This window comes from Rhodococcus (subgen. Prescottella) equi (assembly GCF_003013675.1).
GTDB classification, from domain to species: domain Bacteria; phylum Actinomycetota; class Actinomycetes; order Mycobacteriales; family Mycobacteriaceae; genus Prescottella; species Prescottella equi.
The window spans coordinates 1,935,334-1,953,555 of the sequence record NZ_CP027793.1; the positions used below are offsets into that span (position 1 = coordinate 1,935,334).

Here is an 18,222-nt window from a genome sequence, read left to right on the forward strand (position 1 = left end):
TCCAGAGATTGATGGGATTCCTTCGGGAACTCGTCAAGTCGCGGAGCAAGCCCGTGCTCGACTACCGGCGTCACGATGACGTGGTGTGGTTGAGCGGCGGCGCCGTCGACATGGCCTTGGTGCGCGACGCGTCGGCTGGAGAAGTCGTACTTCGCTCACGCCGTGTGGTGCTGGTCGACCCACCGGCGCTGCCGCCTCGGCTGAACAACTTGGTGCAAGGTGATCCTACGGACTCAGCGGCGACCCTACGCCTGGACCCGAAGGCGACCGATGTCGGTGGAGCGTTCGACTCCTGGCTCACCGACTGGCACTCGTGGGCCGCCGTGGACCGGGAGCGGCGTCCGGCATGGAATCTGCACAACTCCTTGCAACGGGCAATGCAGGAACTGGGATCGAGGCCGGAATCGATCGAACTGGTGCTGGCGTCGGGGCTGCTCACGCTACCGACGAGTGCGGCCGGGGAAAGCCTGCGGACCCACATCCTGACGCAGCCGGTGACCGTCGAACGCGATGAGTCCACCGGCGATCTCCTGGTGCGACTGACCGCCGAGACCTCTCCGCGACTCGAGGACACTCAGCTGCTCACCGGTCTGTCGATCTTCGATCCGACCGGTTCCCGCGCACTGCAGGAGGAACTGGAGGGACTGACGTCCCCGATCGATCTGGCGATCCCGGTGTTCCTCAAAGCCTGGGCGGAGCGGTCTCTCACCGTGCCGGTGAACACCGGCGAAGAGACGGACACTGCCGCATCCGATCGGACCCTCGTGCACGCCCCGGCATTGGTGCTGCGCAAGCGCGGTGCCTTCGCGCTGGTCGAATACTACGACCGAATGATCGCAGAGGCCGAGCGGGACGACGTCCCGGTGCCGTTGGGGCTTGCACAACTGGTGGAAGCGATCGAGCCGGACGACCGGGTCGCCTGGTTGGACCGCACCGGCGCGTCGCCGTCCGCGACGTTGGCCCACGACCCGCTCTTTCCGCTGCCTGCGAATCCTGAGCAGCGAGAGATCATCGAGCGGCTCGCCCGCGACAGCGGCGTCGTCGTCGAGGGTCCTCCCGGTACCGGTAAGACCCACACGATCGCGAATCTCGTGTCCGCGCTGCTCGCGCAGGGACAGCGTGTCCTCGTCACCAGTGAGAAGGCGCAGGCGCTGCGGGTGCTGCGCGACAAGCTGCCGCCGGAGATGCAGGAACTGTGCGTTGCCATCACCGACGTCGGTCGCGGAGGATCCGCGGAACTGAACCGTAGCGTCGCCGAGATCGCCACCCGCAAATCGTCGTACAACGCCGGCACCACCGCCGCCCGCATCAACGATCTGGCGACGAGGCGCGATCAGGCATTGAGCCGGCGCAGCAGCATCACCGAGCGCATCCGGTCGGTCCGGGAAGCCGAGACGTTCGTCCATCCGGAGGTCGCGCCCGGATACGCAGGGACCACTGCCGCGATCGTCCGTGACGTCACCCGGCGTGCGGAGCGATTCTCGTGGTTGCCCGGGCCGCTGAACACGGCCGAGCCGTCGGTGAACGCATCGCAGCTGCAGGCGATTCTGGAGCTGACCTCGCGGTCGACGCCGCAACGGGTGCAACGCCTGCAGCAGGCGTTGCCGCGGATCGACGGCGTGCTGCCGGCTCCCGATGAGCTGCAGCAGTTGTGCGTTCGCGCCGGCGCGGCGCCGCTAGAGGTTCGGTCGGAAGCATCCTGGTTGATGGCGTTGCTCGCCGACGCGCCGCCACACGTGCTGGCGGACATCCGGATGCGGTGTGAGCGCCTGCAGGCGGTAGTCCACGACGTGCGCCGTCAGGAGCAGGCGATCCAGTCCGCGGCGGATTCGGTGCTGTCCGGGACGGCAGGCCATCTGTGGGCGAAGACCGCGGAGATCCCGGGCCTGCTGCAGATTGCAGCTCAGGCCGACACGTTCGTCGGACAGCGGGCCGTCGAGACGACGTTGGTCGGTCGTCACGCGCTCGAGGCGTATTCGGCGATGGCGACGGCGATGCGTGGTGGGGCCGAATGGCGTGGCCGATTCCGCAAGAGTGACCAGCAGAAGGCTGTCGAGGCGCTCGGGCCGGTCGCGACCGTCGACGGGAGGCCGGCGGCGACAGCTGACGCGTTCCAGGTCGTCGCCGAGCACCTGCGCGCTCTCGACTGTGTGCAGCGCGCGGCCGCAATCCTCGCCGATCTCGGTGTCCCGTTGGAGCTGACCGGCTCTCGCAGCGCGTGCGTCAATGCACTGTCCGTCATGGAGTACTCGATTCGGATCGTCAATGCACTGGTCGAGCACGCGAACTCGATCACCGAGTCACTCCGCTCGGTGCATCCGTCGGTGTCGTCGATTCGGAGTGTGACCGAGGCGGCCGCAGTCGCGGATGCGGCAGTGGCAATCGCCGCGACCTCAGACACGGCGGCCGCCCGCGACTCGTTGCTGCAGTTGGCCAACTCTGTAGCGGAGTGCTTCGCGACGGCGCCGTCCCCGGAGTCCACGGCAGTGGTCGAGGCGATCGGAGTCGGTGACTACGACGCGATCGTCGCCGCGCTGTCGGATCTGGACGCGGCGCGGGGCGAGCGGGAGGACGAGGAACTGCTCGCGTCGTTGCGCCGGTATCTCGACGACTCGGCCCCTGCGCTCGCGGCCCTCGTGGCCGAGACCTCCACGGATTCGCAGTGGGCGACCCGGGTCGCCGAACTCGATGACGCCTGGGCGTGGCGGCGTGCGCAGCAGTGGGTGCTTGCGCAGACCGAGGAGGGGCTCGACAGCCGGCTCGAATCCGAGCTCGACGCCGTCGAGGCGGACATCGCTCGGCTGACCGCAAAACTCGCCGCCGAACGAGCGTGGCGCGGCTGCCTCGAACGCATGACGGCCGAGCAGGTGCAGGCGCTGCAGGCGTACCGCGGACAGATCGCGAACGTGGGCAAGGGCACCGGAAAGTACGCCGAGCAGTACCGGGCCGCGGCACGGTCGGCGATGCAGGTGGCGCAGGGTGCGGTTCCGGCATGGGTGATGCCGTTGCAGCAGGTGCTCGCGTCCATCCCCGCGGAGCCCGGTGCCTTCGACGTGGTGATCGTCGACGAGGCCAGCCAGGCCGACATCGCGAGCCTGTTCCTGCTGTGGCTGGCGCCGCGCGTGATCGTGGTCGGTGACGACAAGCAGTGTGCGCCGAGCGAGGTCGCGTCCGGCGCCTTGGATGCGGTGTTCCAGCGCCTCGACAACTACCTGCCGGACATGCCGGACTATCTGCGTGCGAGTCTCACGCCGCGGGACAGCCTGTTCTCGATGCTGCGGACCCGGTTCGGTCAGGTGGTGCGACTGCGGGAGCACTTCCGCTGCATGCCCGAGATCATCAACTGGTCGAGCAATCAGTTCTACCGGGACGCGCCCTTGGTTCCGTTGCGGCAGTTCGGGTCCGACCGGCTCGAGCCGCTGCGCACGTCGTACGTCGAGGGCGGCGTCGTCACGGGGCGCGACGCGAAGCTGAGTAACCGGCCCGAGGCGGTCGCGATCGCCGACGCGATCGCGGCGTGCCTCGACGATCCCGCCTACGACGGCAAGACGTTCGGTGTGGTCGTGCTGCAGGGCCAGGCACAGGTCGACCTGATCCGCAACGAACTGCTCGAGCGGATCGACGGCCGGCAGTGGGACGAGCGGCAGTTGCGGGTCGGCACGCCGCCGGACTTCCAGGGTGACGAGCGGCACGTGGTGTTCCTGTCGATGGTGATCGCGCCCGGGCAGCGGGTGATGGCCCGCACCGACAACAAGGCGCAGCGCGCCTTCAACGTCGCGGCCTCGCGAGCGCAGGACCAGCTGTGGCTCTTCCATTCCGTCACGTCGGATGCTTTGCGCAGTACCGACCTTCGACACTCGCTCTTGACGTACATGCAGTCCACGTCGCCGGCGCCGGCGGATCCGATGCCAGCCGGAGTCACCCGCGACGACCGGCATGCCGATTTCGACAGCCTCTTCGAGCAGCGGGTGTTCCTCGACATCACCGCCCGCGGCTACCACGTCAACTCTCAGGTCGAGGTGAACAGCCGGCGGATCGACCTCGTCGTGACCGGTGCGGCCGGCCGCCTCGCGGTTGAGTGCGACGGCGACGCCTTCCACACCACCCCCGAGCAGCGGGCCCGGGACCTCGAACGCGAGCGGGAGCTCAAGCGGTGTGGGTGGGAGTTCTGGCGAATCCAGGAATCTGCGTACTACCTCGATCCGGTCGGCGCACTGGACGGACTGTGGCGCGAGCTGGATCGCCGGGGCATCGCGCCACTCGTCCTCGAGGAGGGCAAGGCGGGTTCCGTAGAGGCGTGGACGCCGGTGGAGCTCCTCGACGATGAGTCGGTGACCGACGAAGCCGCGGGCACCAGGGGGGAGTGGTCCGTCCCGGAGGGAGCCGAAACGGTTCCGGACGATGTGCGATCGGGTTTGAACGAGCGAGCGGACGAGGAGTCCGAGGCGGCCCGCGATGCGCGCGTTTCCCGGCAGGAGTCGACCGGCCCCGCCGTCGTGCGACCCGTGTCTGCTTGGGAAGTGGTTGAACCCGAAAGGATTCCGCTGCCAGAGCCAGCTCTGGCCGTTGTCGAGGCTTCGCAGATGCCGCTGCGACGGGGGGGCTCGACGATTCCGGAGCGGACCGCAGTGGATCCAGGCGAATCGTCGACTTTCCCCGAGCCCGAGCCGGAGGTCCGAGGGAACCGACATGAAGCCAGTGCTGATCCTGACGCGGCACTCGAGATTTCCTCGGGTCTGGAGCCCGGAGCTGTGTCTGAGCTGGCGCCGGGTCAGCCCGGTCTGGGATCCGCATGGGAAGTCATGCCTCGCAGTGCAATCCCCCGCGAAGAGGATCAACTGACGGCACGCGTACTGAACGCTGCCTCCGAGGGTGCCGTGACGACGTCCGGGTTGGCGGCGGCGTGGGGTCTCGATCGCCGCATCGTCCGGACCGCGATCAAGGAGTTGCTCGAGGCTGGTTCCATGGTGCAGGTCGGTAGTCGGCGAGGCACCCGGTACGAACTGGCGAGCCGACAGCCTGCGCCGAGCGTCAGTCGCACGTCGACCGACCCGGCACTGGCGGGAGGTGGCGTCGGCGATTCGCCGGCGGTCGGACCGGAGCCCGCTCCTGAGCCACGTCCGGTCATCGCACCGCGATTGCTGCAACCGATGGTCATGGCGGAGATCAAGCGGGGGCCGCTGACTCTTGCCGACCTCGAACGTCGCCTGCCGGTCGAGACCGACTATGTCCGTGAGACGGTGGAGATCCTCGTCGAGACCGGTTACCTGGCTCGGATCGGCGATCACCTCCACCTGCGGGATGCCGTTGCGGACCAGACGCCTGCGGTCCCCAAGCCCAAGGCTGAGGCGACGGTCCTTTCGTCGGCCAGCCGGACGGAAGGTGCTCGAAGCGCCGCGGAGCAGCGAGTGCTGGAGCTGTTGCGGCAGGGCCCTGCGACATTCTCCGTGTTGTGGCGGGGTCTCGGCGACGACACCTTCAAGCTCGGTCCCAGGCTCGACCAACTGGTCGATGACGGACTGATCATCGAGGTCGACGGGGTGTACTCGCTGAGCCAGAGCGACACCGGCGGAGACGCGTCACAGGGGCCCGAGGCGACTGCCGACCGAGCGCCTTCGGGGTCTCGAGACCTCCCCGCGGCAGCGCGGGCAAGCGCGAAGAAGCTGCTGTTCGCCGCCGCATGGGGCGCCCCGGTCACCCTCGCGCGGGCCGCGCAGATCACGCGCCTGCCCGAAACCGAGTTGCTGTCGATCCTGGACGAGCTCGAGCAAGAGCAGGTGTTGCGTAGGGAGCCCGGCGTCGGCGGAGCGACGTGGGCGCGCCGGTGACGTTGTCTGCCGGCTTCGAGCTGCGCGCCTGGCAGCGGGAAGCCATCGAGGGGTGGGTCTCCGCCGGGCGGCGTGGTGTCGTGGAAGCCGTCACCGGAACAGGGAAGACCGCGGTGGGGATCACCGCCGCGGCCGACGCGGTCGACCGCGGCAAGGCCGTTCTGGTCGTAGTGCCCGGGGTGGCCCTGCTCGAGCAGTGGTACCAGGCGATTCGTCGTGCGGTGCCACACGCGCGGGTCGGCCGCCGCGGGGCGGGTGCAACCGACACGTTCGCGAACGTCGACATCCTGATCAGTACCGTCCAGTCGGCCATCAACCCGGGTGCACCCATGCCCCGGCGTCCGGCCTTGCTGGTCGCCGACGAGGTGCATCGCTACGGCGCCTCGACGTTCTCTCGGTTGCTGACCGAGGACTTCGACGAACGGCTGGGCCTGACAGCGACATTCGAGCGCACCGACAACGGCGTGCAGGAGCATCTCCTGCCGTACTTCGAGACCCTCGTTCCAGGCTGCGACTACCGGCGTGGGCATCGGGACGGCATCCTGGCGCCGGTCCGGGTCATGCTTGTGTCGGTGCCGTTCACGCCGGAAGAGCAGGCCGAGTACGCCGAGCTGGACGAGACGGTCCAGAAGGAGCGGCTTGCACTGACTCGTACCCACGGGTGTCGGCAGGAACCGTTCGGCGAGTTCATGCGTGACGTGATGTTGCTCAGCGAGGGCGGAGGTGATCGGGCCACGTGGTCGGCTCGCCGCTACCTGAAGGCATTCTCGCGGCGACGTGCGGTTCTCGCCGAGAGCTGCGGCAAGATCGAAACACTCCGGGAGATCGGCGCCGTGCTGGCCACCGGCGGACGCAGCATCGTCTTCTCGGAGACGAAGGAATCGGCGAAGGCGGCAGCCGAGGCGCTCCTCGGGCAGGGGGTGCTCGCTGCGCCATACACGAGCGACCTGTCCGCGGACGAACGGGCAGAGCTTCTCGGGCTGTTCAAGGACGGCATCATGACGACACTGGCGGCGCCTCGGGTGCTCGACGAGGGTGTCGACGTCCCCGAGGCCGATGTGGGCATCATCCTTGCCAGCAGCCGGACCCGACGACAGATGATTCAGCGGATGGGCAGGATCATCCGACCGAAGTCGGACGGCCGGCATGCCTCGTTCCTGGTGCTCTACATCGGGGACAGCAGCGAGGACCCTGCCCGTGGCGCGCACGGCACCTTCCTCGAACAGCTCACCGAGATCGCGACGGACCTCGTCACTGTTGACGCGGACGCGGCTCCCGCACTGCTCGCCGACTGGCTGGCGCCGACACCTCGCATAGACAGCGCTCCCGGAGGAATGAGTCCGACGGATCCGCGCACGACCGAGAGCACCGGGTCGACGGCCGACGATGCTGATCCCGCGGAAAGCGAGTTGCATGCGTTGCTGCGGGCTGCGGCCGCCAGTGCCGATGTCGGGATCGGTGACCTCCTCCTTTCCTGCCTGGCTGTTCTCGATCCCGAACAGATCGGGGTAGTGCTGCACCGCTTCGGCATTGGTGGATTGCAGCCGGAGGCGCCGCGGCGGATAGCGGAGATGCTGGGGATCAGCGAGTGCGCAGTCCACGAGTACGAGTCGTCCGCGATCGCGCGTCTCGCCGCAGAAGACGTCGCGTCGACGCTGAACGAGCTGACGGCGATGTTGGCGCACGAGCCGGCGACCAGGGGAGGGCCGAACGAATGACTCATGTGGTGGCGACCATCAACCTCAAGGGCGGGGTGGGGAAGACGACGACGACCGCTGCGCTGGCAGAGATGCTGTCCGGCGAGTTCGGACAGCGTGTGTTGCTCATCGATCTGGACCCACAGACGAACCTGACGATCATGATGATCGGCGAGGCGCGGTGGGGGGAACTGGACTCGGCGGGAAGAACTCTGGCGACGCTGTTCGAGGTGGCGCTGGGCGACCGCGTCGGACCGGTGGACGTGGACGGTCTGATCCAGCGCCAGGTGTCGCCGTTGACGTCGGTCGCCTCGGTTGACCTGATTCCGTCGTCGCTTCGTCTGATCGGGTTACAGGACCGGGTCACCGACATCGGCGCCGGGCACACGGAGGTGATGGCGCGCGCACTGCGACCCGTGCTGGACGAATACGACTACGTACTGATCGACTGCCCGCCCAACCTTGGTGCGATGACGCTCAATGGACTGCGCCTGGCCGATGCCTACATCGTGCCGACCATCCCGGATGTGATGTCCACATACGGGATCGGGCCGGTGCAGGAGCGGATCCGCCGGTTTGCCGACCAGTGGGGGACCGACATCGTCGATCTCGGGGTGGTGGTGACCAAGTACCGCAAGGCATCCGCGGTGCACCGCAACACGGTCGACGATCTGAACCGGAACAAGCAGATCTCGATGGTGTTCCCGTCGCTGATCCCGGAGGCGAATCAGATCGCCGCGGCGGCCGAGTTCGTGGACTTCGGCACGTTGCGGAAAAAGTACGGCAACGATGGGCAGTTCACCGCGCTGCGGGATCTGGCGCAGGATTTCATCGCGACGACGAAGGTGCGGTTGACGTGGGCGTGAACGGACGAGGCGAGGGGATGGACGCGGAGACGCTGCGTCGGCGCCGCGCGGTGACCGAGGCGGAGACCTCCCTGATCGCCTTGGTCGACGCGAACCCCTCTGCGGGAGAGTCGCTGTCGCGTCTCGTGCAGGTCGTGGCGGCGGAAGCGGCGCGGACCCCGAGGTTCGCGAAGGCCCTTGCCGAGGCGCTGGGATCTGGTCCGGCGAGTTCGCCGGCGCCGGCACGGACTGCCGTCAAGACGACGAAGTCGCGACGGTCGAAGGGGCTGCTGGACCCGTTCGCGGTGTTCGCGGTGTCGGGGCAGGCGGGTCTGAGGGCGCGGCTGGGAACACTCACTGTCGATCAGCTCAAGGACATCGTCGCCGAGCACGGGATGAACCATGACGGCGCTGCGATGCGCTGGAAGTCGGCGCCACGGTTGATCGACCGGATCGTCGAACGCGTACGGGCACGATCGGTGAAGGGCGACGTGCTCAGATAGGGGAAGGGCTGTGTTCAAGCGCTTCGTCGGCGACGACGGGCAACTGATCCTGCACGACGGGTACGTCTGGGTGACACGCGAAAACTTGTCACCGAGCTCGGGGTTCAGCCATCCGGCGGAGCCTCGACGTGCACCGCTGCATGCGATCGAGCTGCTCACGGTGTTCCGCGGCTCACGATCGCGGCCGGCCTGCGTGCACGTGATGGCACGTGGCGACAACGCACGGCTGGGGTGCACCCACGCGGCCTGTAGCGGTCCGGGTGGCGTTCGCTTCGGCGGAGGTACCAGTGCACCCATTCTGGATGCACTGGTGGCATCGTTCACCGACCTCGGTATCGAGGTGAGGGAGGCGCGGCACGAGGTAATGCCCACTCGACCGCCGCGACCGGCGGTGATGCTGCGTGAGAGATCCTCCCCTGCACGGACATCGGGTAATGAGAGCGCGGCAGCGGATGGTCTGCAGTGGTATCTGAAGAGGATCAGGCGGGTCGACCTCCTCACCGCGGACGAGGAGGTCGAACTCAGCAGAAGCATCGAGGCCGGGCTGTACGCCAGTCACCTCCTCGAGGCCTATCCGTCGCGAACTACGAGACCGGCGCCTGCGGAACGTCGCGACTTGAGACAGATCGTGCAGGACGGACGTTCTGCACGGACCCGAATGATCGAGGCGAATCTGCGCCTGGTCGTATCGACTGCCCAGAACTACGAGGGCAGGGGGCTCGACATGCTCGACCTCGTCCAGGAGGGCAATACCGGACTCATCCGAGCCGTCGAGAAGTTCGACTACCGGCTGGGCAACAAGTTCTCCACGTATGCCACGTGGTGGATCCGGCAGGCAATCACTCGGGGGATCGCGGACAAATCCCGCACGATCCGATTGCCCGTGCACGTCGTCGAGGACTTGTCGCGTATGACGACGGTTCGGGGCGAGGGGGAGATCGAGCTCGGCAGGGCCTTGACCGATGCCGAGGTTGCCCAGCGTGCCGATCTGACGCTCGAGAAGGTTCGGGAGCTGGACGATTGTGATCGGACGGTTCTGAGCATCGAGTCGCTGACCGACAGCGACGACGGCGCTGGACTCGACATCGAGGACGACTGCGCCCACGATCCGTTCGAGGCGCTCCATCGCGCCGACATCCGAGAATGCATCGAGATCGTTCTGGAAACGCTGACAGATCGCGAAGCCGGTGTGATGAAACTGCGGCACGGATTCGTCGACGGTGTTCCGCGCACACTCGAGGAGATCGGCAAGGTCTACAAAGTGACCCGGGAGAGGATCCGGCAGATCGAGGCGAAGACCCTCCAACTTCTCAGGGAACCATCACGAGCGGACGAGTTGCGGCCTTTCGACAGCTGAGACGTCGACTCTCGAACCCGTGGAGCGACCGCGCTCGATCGATACCTTTCCGCGTCACTGTACGCACAGGTAAACGCGTTGTAATGGTGCGCCGGCGCACCCGCGTCGGACCGGCGGTGCGCGTCCGCGAACAATCGAAGCGACGCGCCGTTTCAGGGGCCGGTAGTTGCTGTCGCGGCGCGGCGGTGCCAACTGGGCTGTAGGGCCCGCCACGAAACCGATTCCCAGCCGCAACGAGTCGCGCATTGTTCGGAGAAGACGCGCGGTACCAGACCGGGACGCGACCGAATTGCACGGTCGGGGACTCCCCGTGTGTCTGGCGATGCAGGCCGATCTCGAGCGCTTCGTGTCCCAGTCGAAGGAGTGGGTCCCCGGTAGTCGTCATAGCCGAGGCTTCGAATTCGCAGCCGGTCGAGTGCCGCAATGCCCACAAGGCCGGCGCGGCCGTGTGGGGGTCGCGATAGGGCATCGTGTCTGAGTGGCAGCGGGACAGCGCGCCAAGTCGTTCTCTGAGACTGCGGCCGGTCTGGCCGACGTAGTCAGGACCCGGTACACCCCCGGCGCGCGAGGGATTGTGGGGTTGCGGGAAATGCCGTGCAGCGGAACCCACGCGCCCCACGTCAGCTCCGGTGGAAGATCGGTCATGGTTGATGTTCTACATGGAGAACAATGTCTGGATTCAGTATCCCCACTGTCGACAGACTTCTCCGGTTATGTTCCCATCGCGGCACCCGAAGTAGGTCTGCGTACATCCGGACGTCTTGCATCCGGACTGCTCGGCCAACTGCTTGTTTAGAGCGGCTTCCTCAGGCGTAGCTGGCTTGATGGTGCCGGGCTGTGACGTGGCTCGGTTGGGGTCGGGGTAAGTGCCACCCGTATACGGGTTTTGGCACACAATTCCGTTGCAGGTGAAAGCGTTTGCCTGTCGCTCGCTCTCGAGATACTGGGTGCCGCCCATCGTGTCGAAGCACCATTGCGAGTAGCGCATCGTGCCGTCGCTCCACTTCGCTGGGCCAGGCGTACCCTGCAGGCACTCGACTGCGAATGGCTCGGTGACGACAGTCTCATCGACAACCTTGGTTGTCGAAACCGGAGTCTCGGTGGTGGTCGCTGGTGCGACCGTCGATGTCGTTGTTGGCGTTTGGGCAGTGGAGGTAGTCGTCGTTGATGGACTCGGTGTTGGCGTCGTAGTTTGAATGTCACCAGTCGATTCCGCGGTACATCCGATGATCAGAGCCAGCAATGACATTGCCGCTGCGAGCCGTGAGGACCGCTTCCAACTACGACTCATTCTTTCTCCATGCTTGAGGGTCGTCTCACAGACGTGTGCTGAGCGCGAGGGCATGTTGAGCTTCGACACCTAGTACGTCCACTCACAGCTTTCTCGGTGACGCGCAAGGGCACCGACGTCGGGGTGCGCGTGGGCGTTGACTGGTAGCCGAAGAGTCCTTCCGTGCAGTGTTCGGTACTCGCTGTCCCGCAGCCAAGGGGCGAGGAGGACTGTCATCGAGCTCGAGACGGTGATCTGGCGCAGGTCGAAGAGTGTGTGGATATCGGAGCGCAGCAGAAGACCGTTGGCGACATGGTTCGTATGGGCTCCGTAGTAGCGGTCGATGTGCGCAGCCTCCAGCACCGCGGTGACGGTGGATCCGGTGACCGCGCAGGTGCCGCTGTAGGCGACGATCAGTGCGTTCCGAAAGCGCGCCTGCCCCCGCCGCAGAGTGATCTGCCGCTCCGCTCTCTCGCGCATGTCGTCGCCTGGTACGTATGCGACCGCTACATGGGGAAAGGCAACGTCGACCTGGTGATCGAACTGTCCTCGTAGGAATGTCTCTGCATCCGGCTCAGAGACTTCGTTCGCGGGCGACTGTGCCGCGTACTTCTTGCCGCCGGCCAACCTGAGTTCGTTCCACGATGCCAGACGAGGGACGTCCTCGCTGACGACTTCGAACTCGAGGCGATGCGTGTACTGACCGAGGTCGTTGTCCACCCACCTGGCACGTCGGGATTCCGGGCCGATGGGATATAGCGATGTTGTCGCCCGCACCCACGACACGAACCCTGTCTCGGACAGCCAGAAATAGACGTTGTCGCCGGGCTCGATGCGTGTGAAGTAGCCGGGGCGCCTGACATCCCACAGCCTGTCGTCCCGCGCGAACCCCCAATGCTCGGGAGTTTCCTTGCCGATCTTGACAATCCAACTGGTCAAAGCCCATGCGCCTATCCGGGATCGCACCGGGTGGAGGCATGTCCTGTCGCGGAAGCCTGTCGGGCCGTGCTCGTGATTGGTGTTCGGTTCGTCTCGCTGGATCAGTCAGCGACGTTCGGCGATCAACGCGCGCAGCGCATCTCTCGTCTGTTCGTCCGTCGAATAGATGACCGTGGCGACCATGCCGCGGGTCAACAGCACCTTGTAGACGTTGCGCACCAGCTTGTCGAAGCGGGCATCGCTGACCTTCTTCGAGTTCTTGAAGTCGGGATCACGATTCGCCGCGCGCGCGGTCCTGAACCGCCCGTCGCGCCAGACCAGGTCCGGGCCGAGGATGACGCCGTTCCAGTCGTACTCGAACCCCTGCGCGGTGTACACGCAGCCGACCTGGCCGAATCCGCCGTCCTCGGTCGCCCACAACGCCGACGGGGGAGCGTCGCCGATCCGCCTGTCGCTCTTGCTGTTCCACGGGCGTGCCCAGTCGTCGATGACGACGTCCGGGACGAGGGTCCCGTCCTTGCGGGCGTCGCTCCACGGCCAGCAGTAGCCGGCGGTGATGCGCGCGCCGTACCCGTTCCCCATCTGCTGGGTGAGCAGGTGCTCGAGCTCCTGCGGGCTGTCGGCGACACGGACGGAGAATTGCGGATCGCCCTTCCACGGAACCGGTCCGCCCTCAGCCAGACCCAGCAGGCGCTTCACCCACAGCACGTACTCCTCGCTGCCACCGCAGCGGAACTGCTCGTCCAACTGCACGTGCTGCACCTCGAGGCCGAGGGATTCGGCGTGGCGCTGGATCTGTTCGAGCGACCCCATCTCGCCCGGCCGCACGATCTGGTGTTCGTCGAGCAGGAACACCGGCACGCGCGCCGCCGCGATCAGTTCGTCGATCTGGGGGCGGTCGGTGCGCAGCTCGGCCCGGGTGTAGCGGTCCACGGACGTCTCCCGGATCCGGTGGGCCTCGTCGAGCACCAGGACATCGAGACCGTTGCGCTCGGCCGTCATGAACTGGTTGAAGTACTTGAACATCTTCTGCACCCGCGGCGCCCGGTAGCCGGCGACCTTGCGAAGGGTCTGGGTGAAGGAGCGGGAACCGGTGGCGTGCAGGACGGTCCGGCCGCGCCGGGCGAGTTCACCAACGAGGGACAGCGCGATGACGCTCTTGCCGCTGCCGGGCCCGCCGGTGACCACCACGATCCGTTTGCTGTCCGAGGACCGGGCCTGTTCGACGGAATGCAGCACGAGATCGACCGCGAGCTGCTGGTTCCCCAGCAGGTGGAACTGCGGCCGATCGCGAACCTCGGCCGCAGCGACCTTGAGTAGCTGCTGCGACGGCGCCACCGCCGACCGCATCAGGGTGTCGCCGGCCGCGTGGCCGGCAGCGGATGCGGAGAGTCTCGAGCGCAGGAATGCGGCCATGTCGTCCCGATCGGCGGCCGTGAACAGTCGGCCGGTGACGCTGGCCGGGAAGCCGCGGAGTTCAGCGACCGCCGACGGGTCGGTCGCATTGTGCAGATACGCCATCCCGGCGAGTGCGTCGGGCTGGTCGGCGACCGCCTTGGCGAAGTCGGCCAGGTAGTCGCAGTAGCCCTTGACCTGAGCGACCGGGTGCAGCTTGGGGCCGCCGGGCATACCGGGGACCTCGACAAGCTCGGGGCTGTCCTCGAACCGGTAAGCCGACGACCATTGCTTGAGCTCGACCACCACATACGACGGTGCTCCCGTGTCGGGGTGAATGCCGGCGAGTACGACGTCGGCGCGCTGCGACGTCAACGGCAGGTGGTACTCGACGAGCATCTCGACGTCGCCCAGGCCCAGATCGACGAGGTCGCGGGCGAACACCGGCAGACTCCGACCCCACGACTTCTGCTCCGCGTCACTCGCACGGCGTCCGGTGGTGAACAGCATCTGCTCCAACAACTGTTCGACTAGCGAATCGGGACGAGCGATGCCGGCGATATGTTTCGCCGACGTACGAAGCAAGGTCACAGTGGGGTCCCCCGGGCAGCACGAATCCAGTCGTGCGGGTGGGGGCATATCCGTGGCTGTGCATCACAGCGGAAGTCTGTCGGGCCGCGAGCCAGAGGCGATCGGACCCCTCGCCACGAATCGTCATGGCCAGTTGGTCAGCGCACCAGCACCCTTTCCCACAGGCGCACGACGATTTGCGAGCTTCGCCAACCGTTGACGATCTCGGTCGCACCCGTGAGTTGGCGACGTTCGCTCCCCCTGCGGACGCTGTCGTGCTCGACTCAATCGCTGGGAAGGTTGCCGGGGATGTTGTCCGAGTGGCGGATGGAAGCTGACGGTGGTTCGGAGTAGCGTTCGAGGGCTGTCAATCAGGAGGTTCGTTCGTGCAGCTTGAAGAGCTTAAGCCCGGTCTGCGGATCGATGGGGTTATCCCCAATGAGGTGATCACCGTTATCGCCGCGCAGTGGCACGGCACGGACGCACTCGAGCTAACCTACAAGAACGCCTCGGGTGGGCTTGGCCAGCAGGTTGTGTTCCGAAAAGACCAGGACAACCTGAGCGTCGCCCAGAGCGGCAGCCGCGCGTTCGACGCCGCTGCCAGCGACTTCAAACTCGTCGCCGAGGCCCAGCGCATCTCGCTCGCCGGCCTGTTCGACCCGATGCTCGCCGTCGCCACCAGCGACGTGCAACCGCTGCCGCACCAGATCCGCGCGGTGTACGGCGAGCTCCTGCCCCGGACCCCGCTCCGGTTCCTCCTCGCCGACGACCCCGGCGCCGGCAAGACGATCATGGCCGGGCTCTACATCAAGGAGCTCTTGCTCCGCGACGATGTCAAGCAGTGCTTGATCATTGCTCCCGGCGGCTTGGTCGAGCAGTGGCAGGACGAGCTCTTCTTCAAGTTCGGGCTCCGGTTCGACCTTCTGACCAACCAGCTCATCGATGCCCAGGCGAACTTCAACGTCTTCGAGGCCAACCCGCTGCTAATCGCGCGTATGGACCAACTCTCCCGCAACGAGCAGCTCCAAGCCCAGCTCAAGGAAACCGAGTGGGACCTGATCATCGTCGACGAGGCCCACCGGATGGGGGCACATTACTTCGGTGGCGAGCTACGGAAGACCAAACGATTCCTGCTCGGAGAGATCCTCGGCAAGATCACACGCCACCTGCTCCTGATGACCGCGACCCCTCACTCGGGCAAGGAGGAAGACTTCCAGCTCTTCCTAACCCTGCTCGACCGCGACCGGTTCGAAGGCAAGCAGAAGAAGAGCGCCGATGTCAGCGGCATCATGCGCCGCATGGTCAAAGAAGACCTCCTGACCTTCGAGGGCAAGAAACTCTTCCCCGAACGCATCGCCGAGACGGTCCCGTACGAACTGACCGCCCTTGAGTACGACCTATATGAGCAGGTCACCCACTACGTACGCGAGGGGATGAACCGCGCCGAGCGAATCGGCGGCAAGCGCAAGAACACCGTCGGCTTCGCGCTCACCGTCCTCCAGCGCCGCCTCGCGTCCAGCCCGGAAGCGATCTACAAGAGCCTCCTTCGACGCGCCGAACGGCTCGAACGCAAGAAGCTCGAGATCCAGAATGGCACCTACCGCGACAGCGAACCGACCGTCGACATCAGCAATGTCGACGAGGACGAATTCAACGCCGAGGAGCTGGAGCAGATGGAGGAAGAGCTCCTCGACGCGGCGACCGCCGCCCAGACGGTCGAGGAGCTCAACGCAGAACTAACGGAGCTCGGCGACCTGATCAAGACCGCACGACTCGTCCGCGAAGCCGGCACCGACCGCAAGTGGACCGAACTGTCGAACATCCTCCAGGACAACGCGCTCACCACCGACAGGAACGGCTGGCCGCGGAAGTTCATCATCTTCACCGAGCACCGCGACACCCTCGACTACCTCCAGAGCAAGATCGGCTCCCTTCTCGGCAAGCCCGACGCAGTCCGCGCCATCCATGGTGGCGTACGCCGCACCGAGCGTCGCCAGATCACCGAGGAGTTCACCAAGAACCGCGACTGTCAGATCCTGCTCGCCACCGACGCCGCCGGCGAAGGCCTCAACCTCCAGGCCGCGCACCTGATGGTCAACTACGACCTTCCCTGGAACCCGAACCGCATCGAACAGCGCTTCGGCCGCGTCCACCGCATCGGCCAGGAGGAGGTGTGCCGGCTCTGGAACCTCGTCGCCTCGAACACTCGTGAGGGCGAGGTCTTCACCCGCCTGCTGGAGAAGCTCGACCAGATGAGGAAGACCTACGGCGGCAAGGTCTTCGACGTCCTCGGCGAGGCCTTCACCGACACCCCGCTGCGTAACCTGCTGCTGGAGGCCATCCAGTACGGCGAGCGGGACGACGTGAAAGCCAAGATGCATGAGGTCATCGATGCCTCTGTCGGGGATGGCCTCAAGGACCTGCTCGATGAGCGAGCACTTGCCTCCGAGCACCTCGCCGATACTGACCTCCACGCCCTGCGGGCAGCGATGGACGAGGCACGCGCGCGCCGGCTGCAGCCGCACTACATCGAGCTCGCTTTCAAGGCCGCGTTCACCAAGCTCGGCGGCCGCATCGTCAAGCGCGAAAAGGGGCGCTACGAGATCGCGAACGTTCCACAACACATCCGCTCTGCCGGCAGTGGACCGATCGCGACGAAGTACGACCGTGTCACATTCGATATCGGCCACGTCCAGCCCGGGAGTCTGCCCCGCGCCGATCTTCTGGCGCCGGGCCACCCGTTGCACGATGCGGTCATGGGCGAGGCGATCCGCAATTTCGGCGGCGTCCTAAACCAGGGCACGATCCTCTGCTCCTCGACCCTCGAGGAGCCTCAGCTGCTAGTCGGTGTCATCGAAGAGATCGCAGACGCTACCGGTGAGTCGGTCGCGCGGCGATTCGGCTACGCCTACGTCGACCACTTCGGCACCGTCAGCCCCGCGGGACCTGCGCCTTACCTCGATTGCGTAGCCGCACCCGCCGGGCCAGCCGTTGACGCTGCCCGGAGCCTGGCCTGGCTTGGCGACGCCGAGGACAAGGCGATGAGTTGGATCATCGCCAACCAGCTTCCGGAGTACCTCGACGAGGTCCAGCCGCGACGGCTTGCGGAACTCGAGAAGGCCCGTGACCTCGTTACCAAGCGGCTTAGCTCCGAGAGTGAACGTCTCCTACTCGACGCCGCAGTGGCATCGGAGAAGGAGCAGAAGGGCGAGAAGCTCAAGGAATCCTCCGACAGCCTCAACCGCAAGGCCGTCGAGCTTGACGCTCGCCTCCGCAAGCGCCTGGCCTTGCTCGACCAGCAGCAGCTCATGTCGACTAAGCCTCCGCACATCGTCACGGCCGCACTGGTACTTCCGGTCGGGATGCTGGAAGGCGAGATCCCAGCCACCGCGCCCATTCACGCCAAGGAGACCAAGGAAGTCGAGCGCCGTGGTGTCGATCTTGTGCTGGCACGCGAGCGCGAGCTGGGTCGCAAACCGGTCGAGCAGGCATTCAACAACAAGGGCTTCGACATCCTGTCCACTGACGCCAACGGCGACACCTACCGGATTGAGGTCAAAGCACGCATCGAGGGCGCCCAGGACTTCTTCGTCACCCACAACGAAGTCATGACGGGCAAGAACGCCGTTCCGCGATATCGCCTCGCGCTGGTCAAGGTCGACCCTCGCAGTCCGCAGTTCGACGAGGTCAGGTACCTCGGCGATCCCTTCGCCACAACCGATCTCGGCAACTTCGAGGCCACCGGCATCCGCGGCGACTGGGCCAAGACTTGGGCGAAGGGCACGTCGCCGTTCTGATGCTCTCGGGCCCCACGGATC

8 protein-coding genes and 1 pseudogene are annotated in these 18,222 nt (G+C 66.1%); 7 read left to right on the plus strand and 2 right to left on the minus strand.

Annotated elements, in window-relative coordinates:
* Positions 1-11: 11 nt before the first annotated feature.
* From C7H75_RS09190 to C7H75_RS09210, 6 genes and pseudogenes are all read left to right on the plus strand, one after another.
* Complete coding sequence (locus tag C7H75_RS09190; RefSeq protein WP_084848443.1) at positions 12-5,828, plus strand: PDDEXK-like endonuclease domain-containing protein; 5,817 nt, start codon at positions 12-14, stop codon at positions 5,826-5,828.
* The gene (locus tag C7H75_RS09195; protein WP_232286148.1) at positions 5,825-7,546 is read left to right on the plus strand and encodes a DEAD/DEAH box helicase family protein; all 1,722 of its coding nucleotides are present in this window, start codon (positions 5,825-5,827) and stop codon (positions 7,544-7,546) included. The genes C7H75_RS09190 and C7H75_RS09195 overlap by 4 nt, the downstream gene beginning before the upstream one ends.
* Complete coding sequence (locus tag C7H75_RS09200; protein WP_084848442.1) at positions 7,543-8,391, plus strand: ParA family protein; 849 nt, start codon at positions 7,543-7,545, stop codon at positions 8,389-8,391. Before C7H75_RS09195 ends, C7H75_RS09200 begins: the two co-directional genes overlap by 4 nt.
* A complete protein-coding gene (locus tag C7H75_RS09205; RefSeq protein WP_233281886.1) occupies positions 8,382-8,873 on the plus strand; it encodes a hypothetical protein in 492 nt (163 codons plus the stop codon). The genes C7H75_RS09200 and C7H75_RS09205 overlap by 10 nt, the downstream gene beginning before the upstream one ends.
* Positions 8,874-9,267: 394 nt before the next feature.
* Positions 9,268-9,414 (plus strand): annotated as a pseudogene (locus C7H75_RS26465) (sigma-70 factor domain-containing protein); the annotation flags it as partial.
* A 117-nt stretch (positions 9,415-9,531) separates the two neighbouring features.
* Positions 9,532-10,230, plus strand: coding sequence for a sigma-70 family RNA polymerase sigma factor (locus tag C7H75_RS09210; RefSeq protein ID WP_233281887.1), 699 nt, complete (start codon positions 9,532-9,534; stop codon positions 10,228-10,230).
* Positions 10,231-11,590: 1,360 nt separating this feature from the next.
* On the opposite strand, the gene C7H75_RS09215 is transcribed toward C7H75_RS09210, so the two are convergent.
* Together C7H75_RS09215 and C7H75_RS09220 are read right to left on the minus strand one after the other, a co-directional pair.
* Positions 11,591-12,466: an HNH endonuclease gene (locus C7H75_RS09215; protein ID WP_233281888.1), complete on the minus strand. Its 876-nt coding sequence runs from the start codon at positions 12,464-12,466 to the stop codon at positions 11,591-11,593.
* A gap of 78 nt (positions 12,467-12,544) precedes the next feature.
* A complete protein-coding gene (locus C7H75_RS09220) occupies positions 12,545-14,425 on the minus strand; it encodes a DUF2075 domain-containing protein (protein ID WP_106851260.1) in 1,881 nt (626 codons plus the stop codon).
* Between the two features lie 365 nt (positions 14,426-14,790).
* Here C7H75_RS09220 and C7H75_RS09225 point away from each other — a divergent pair, with 365 nt between their 5' ends.
* Positions 14,791-18,201 (plus strand): DUF8742 domain-containing protein, encoded by a 3,411-nt coding sequence (locus C7H75_RS09225; RefSeq protein WP_106851261.1) that lies wholly within the window; start codon positions 14,791-14,793, stop codon positions 18,199-18,201.
* The last annotated feature ends 21 nt before the right edge of the window (positions 18,202-18,222 follow it).

Excerpts from the sequence above, each read along its gene's own strand:
- C7H75_RS09190 (WP_084848443.1), top strand. The coding sequence starts at position 12 with ATGGGATTCCTTCGGGAACTCGTCAAGTCGCGGAGCAAGCCCGTGCTC.
- C7H75_RS09200 (WP_084848442.1), top strand. The coding sequence starts at position 7,543 with ATGACTCATGTGGTGGCGACCATCAACCTCAAGGGCGGGGTGGGGAAG.
- C7H75_RS09210 (WP_233281887.1), top strand. The coding sequence starts at position 9,532 with ATGATCGAGGCGAATCTGCGCCTGGTCGTATCGACTGCCCAGAACTAC.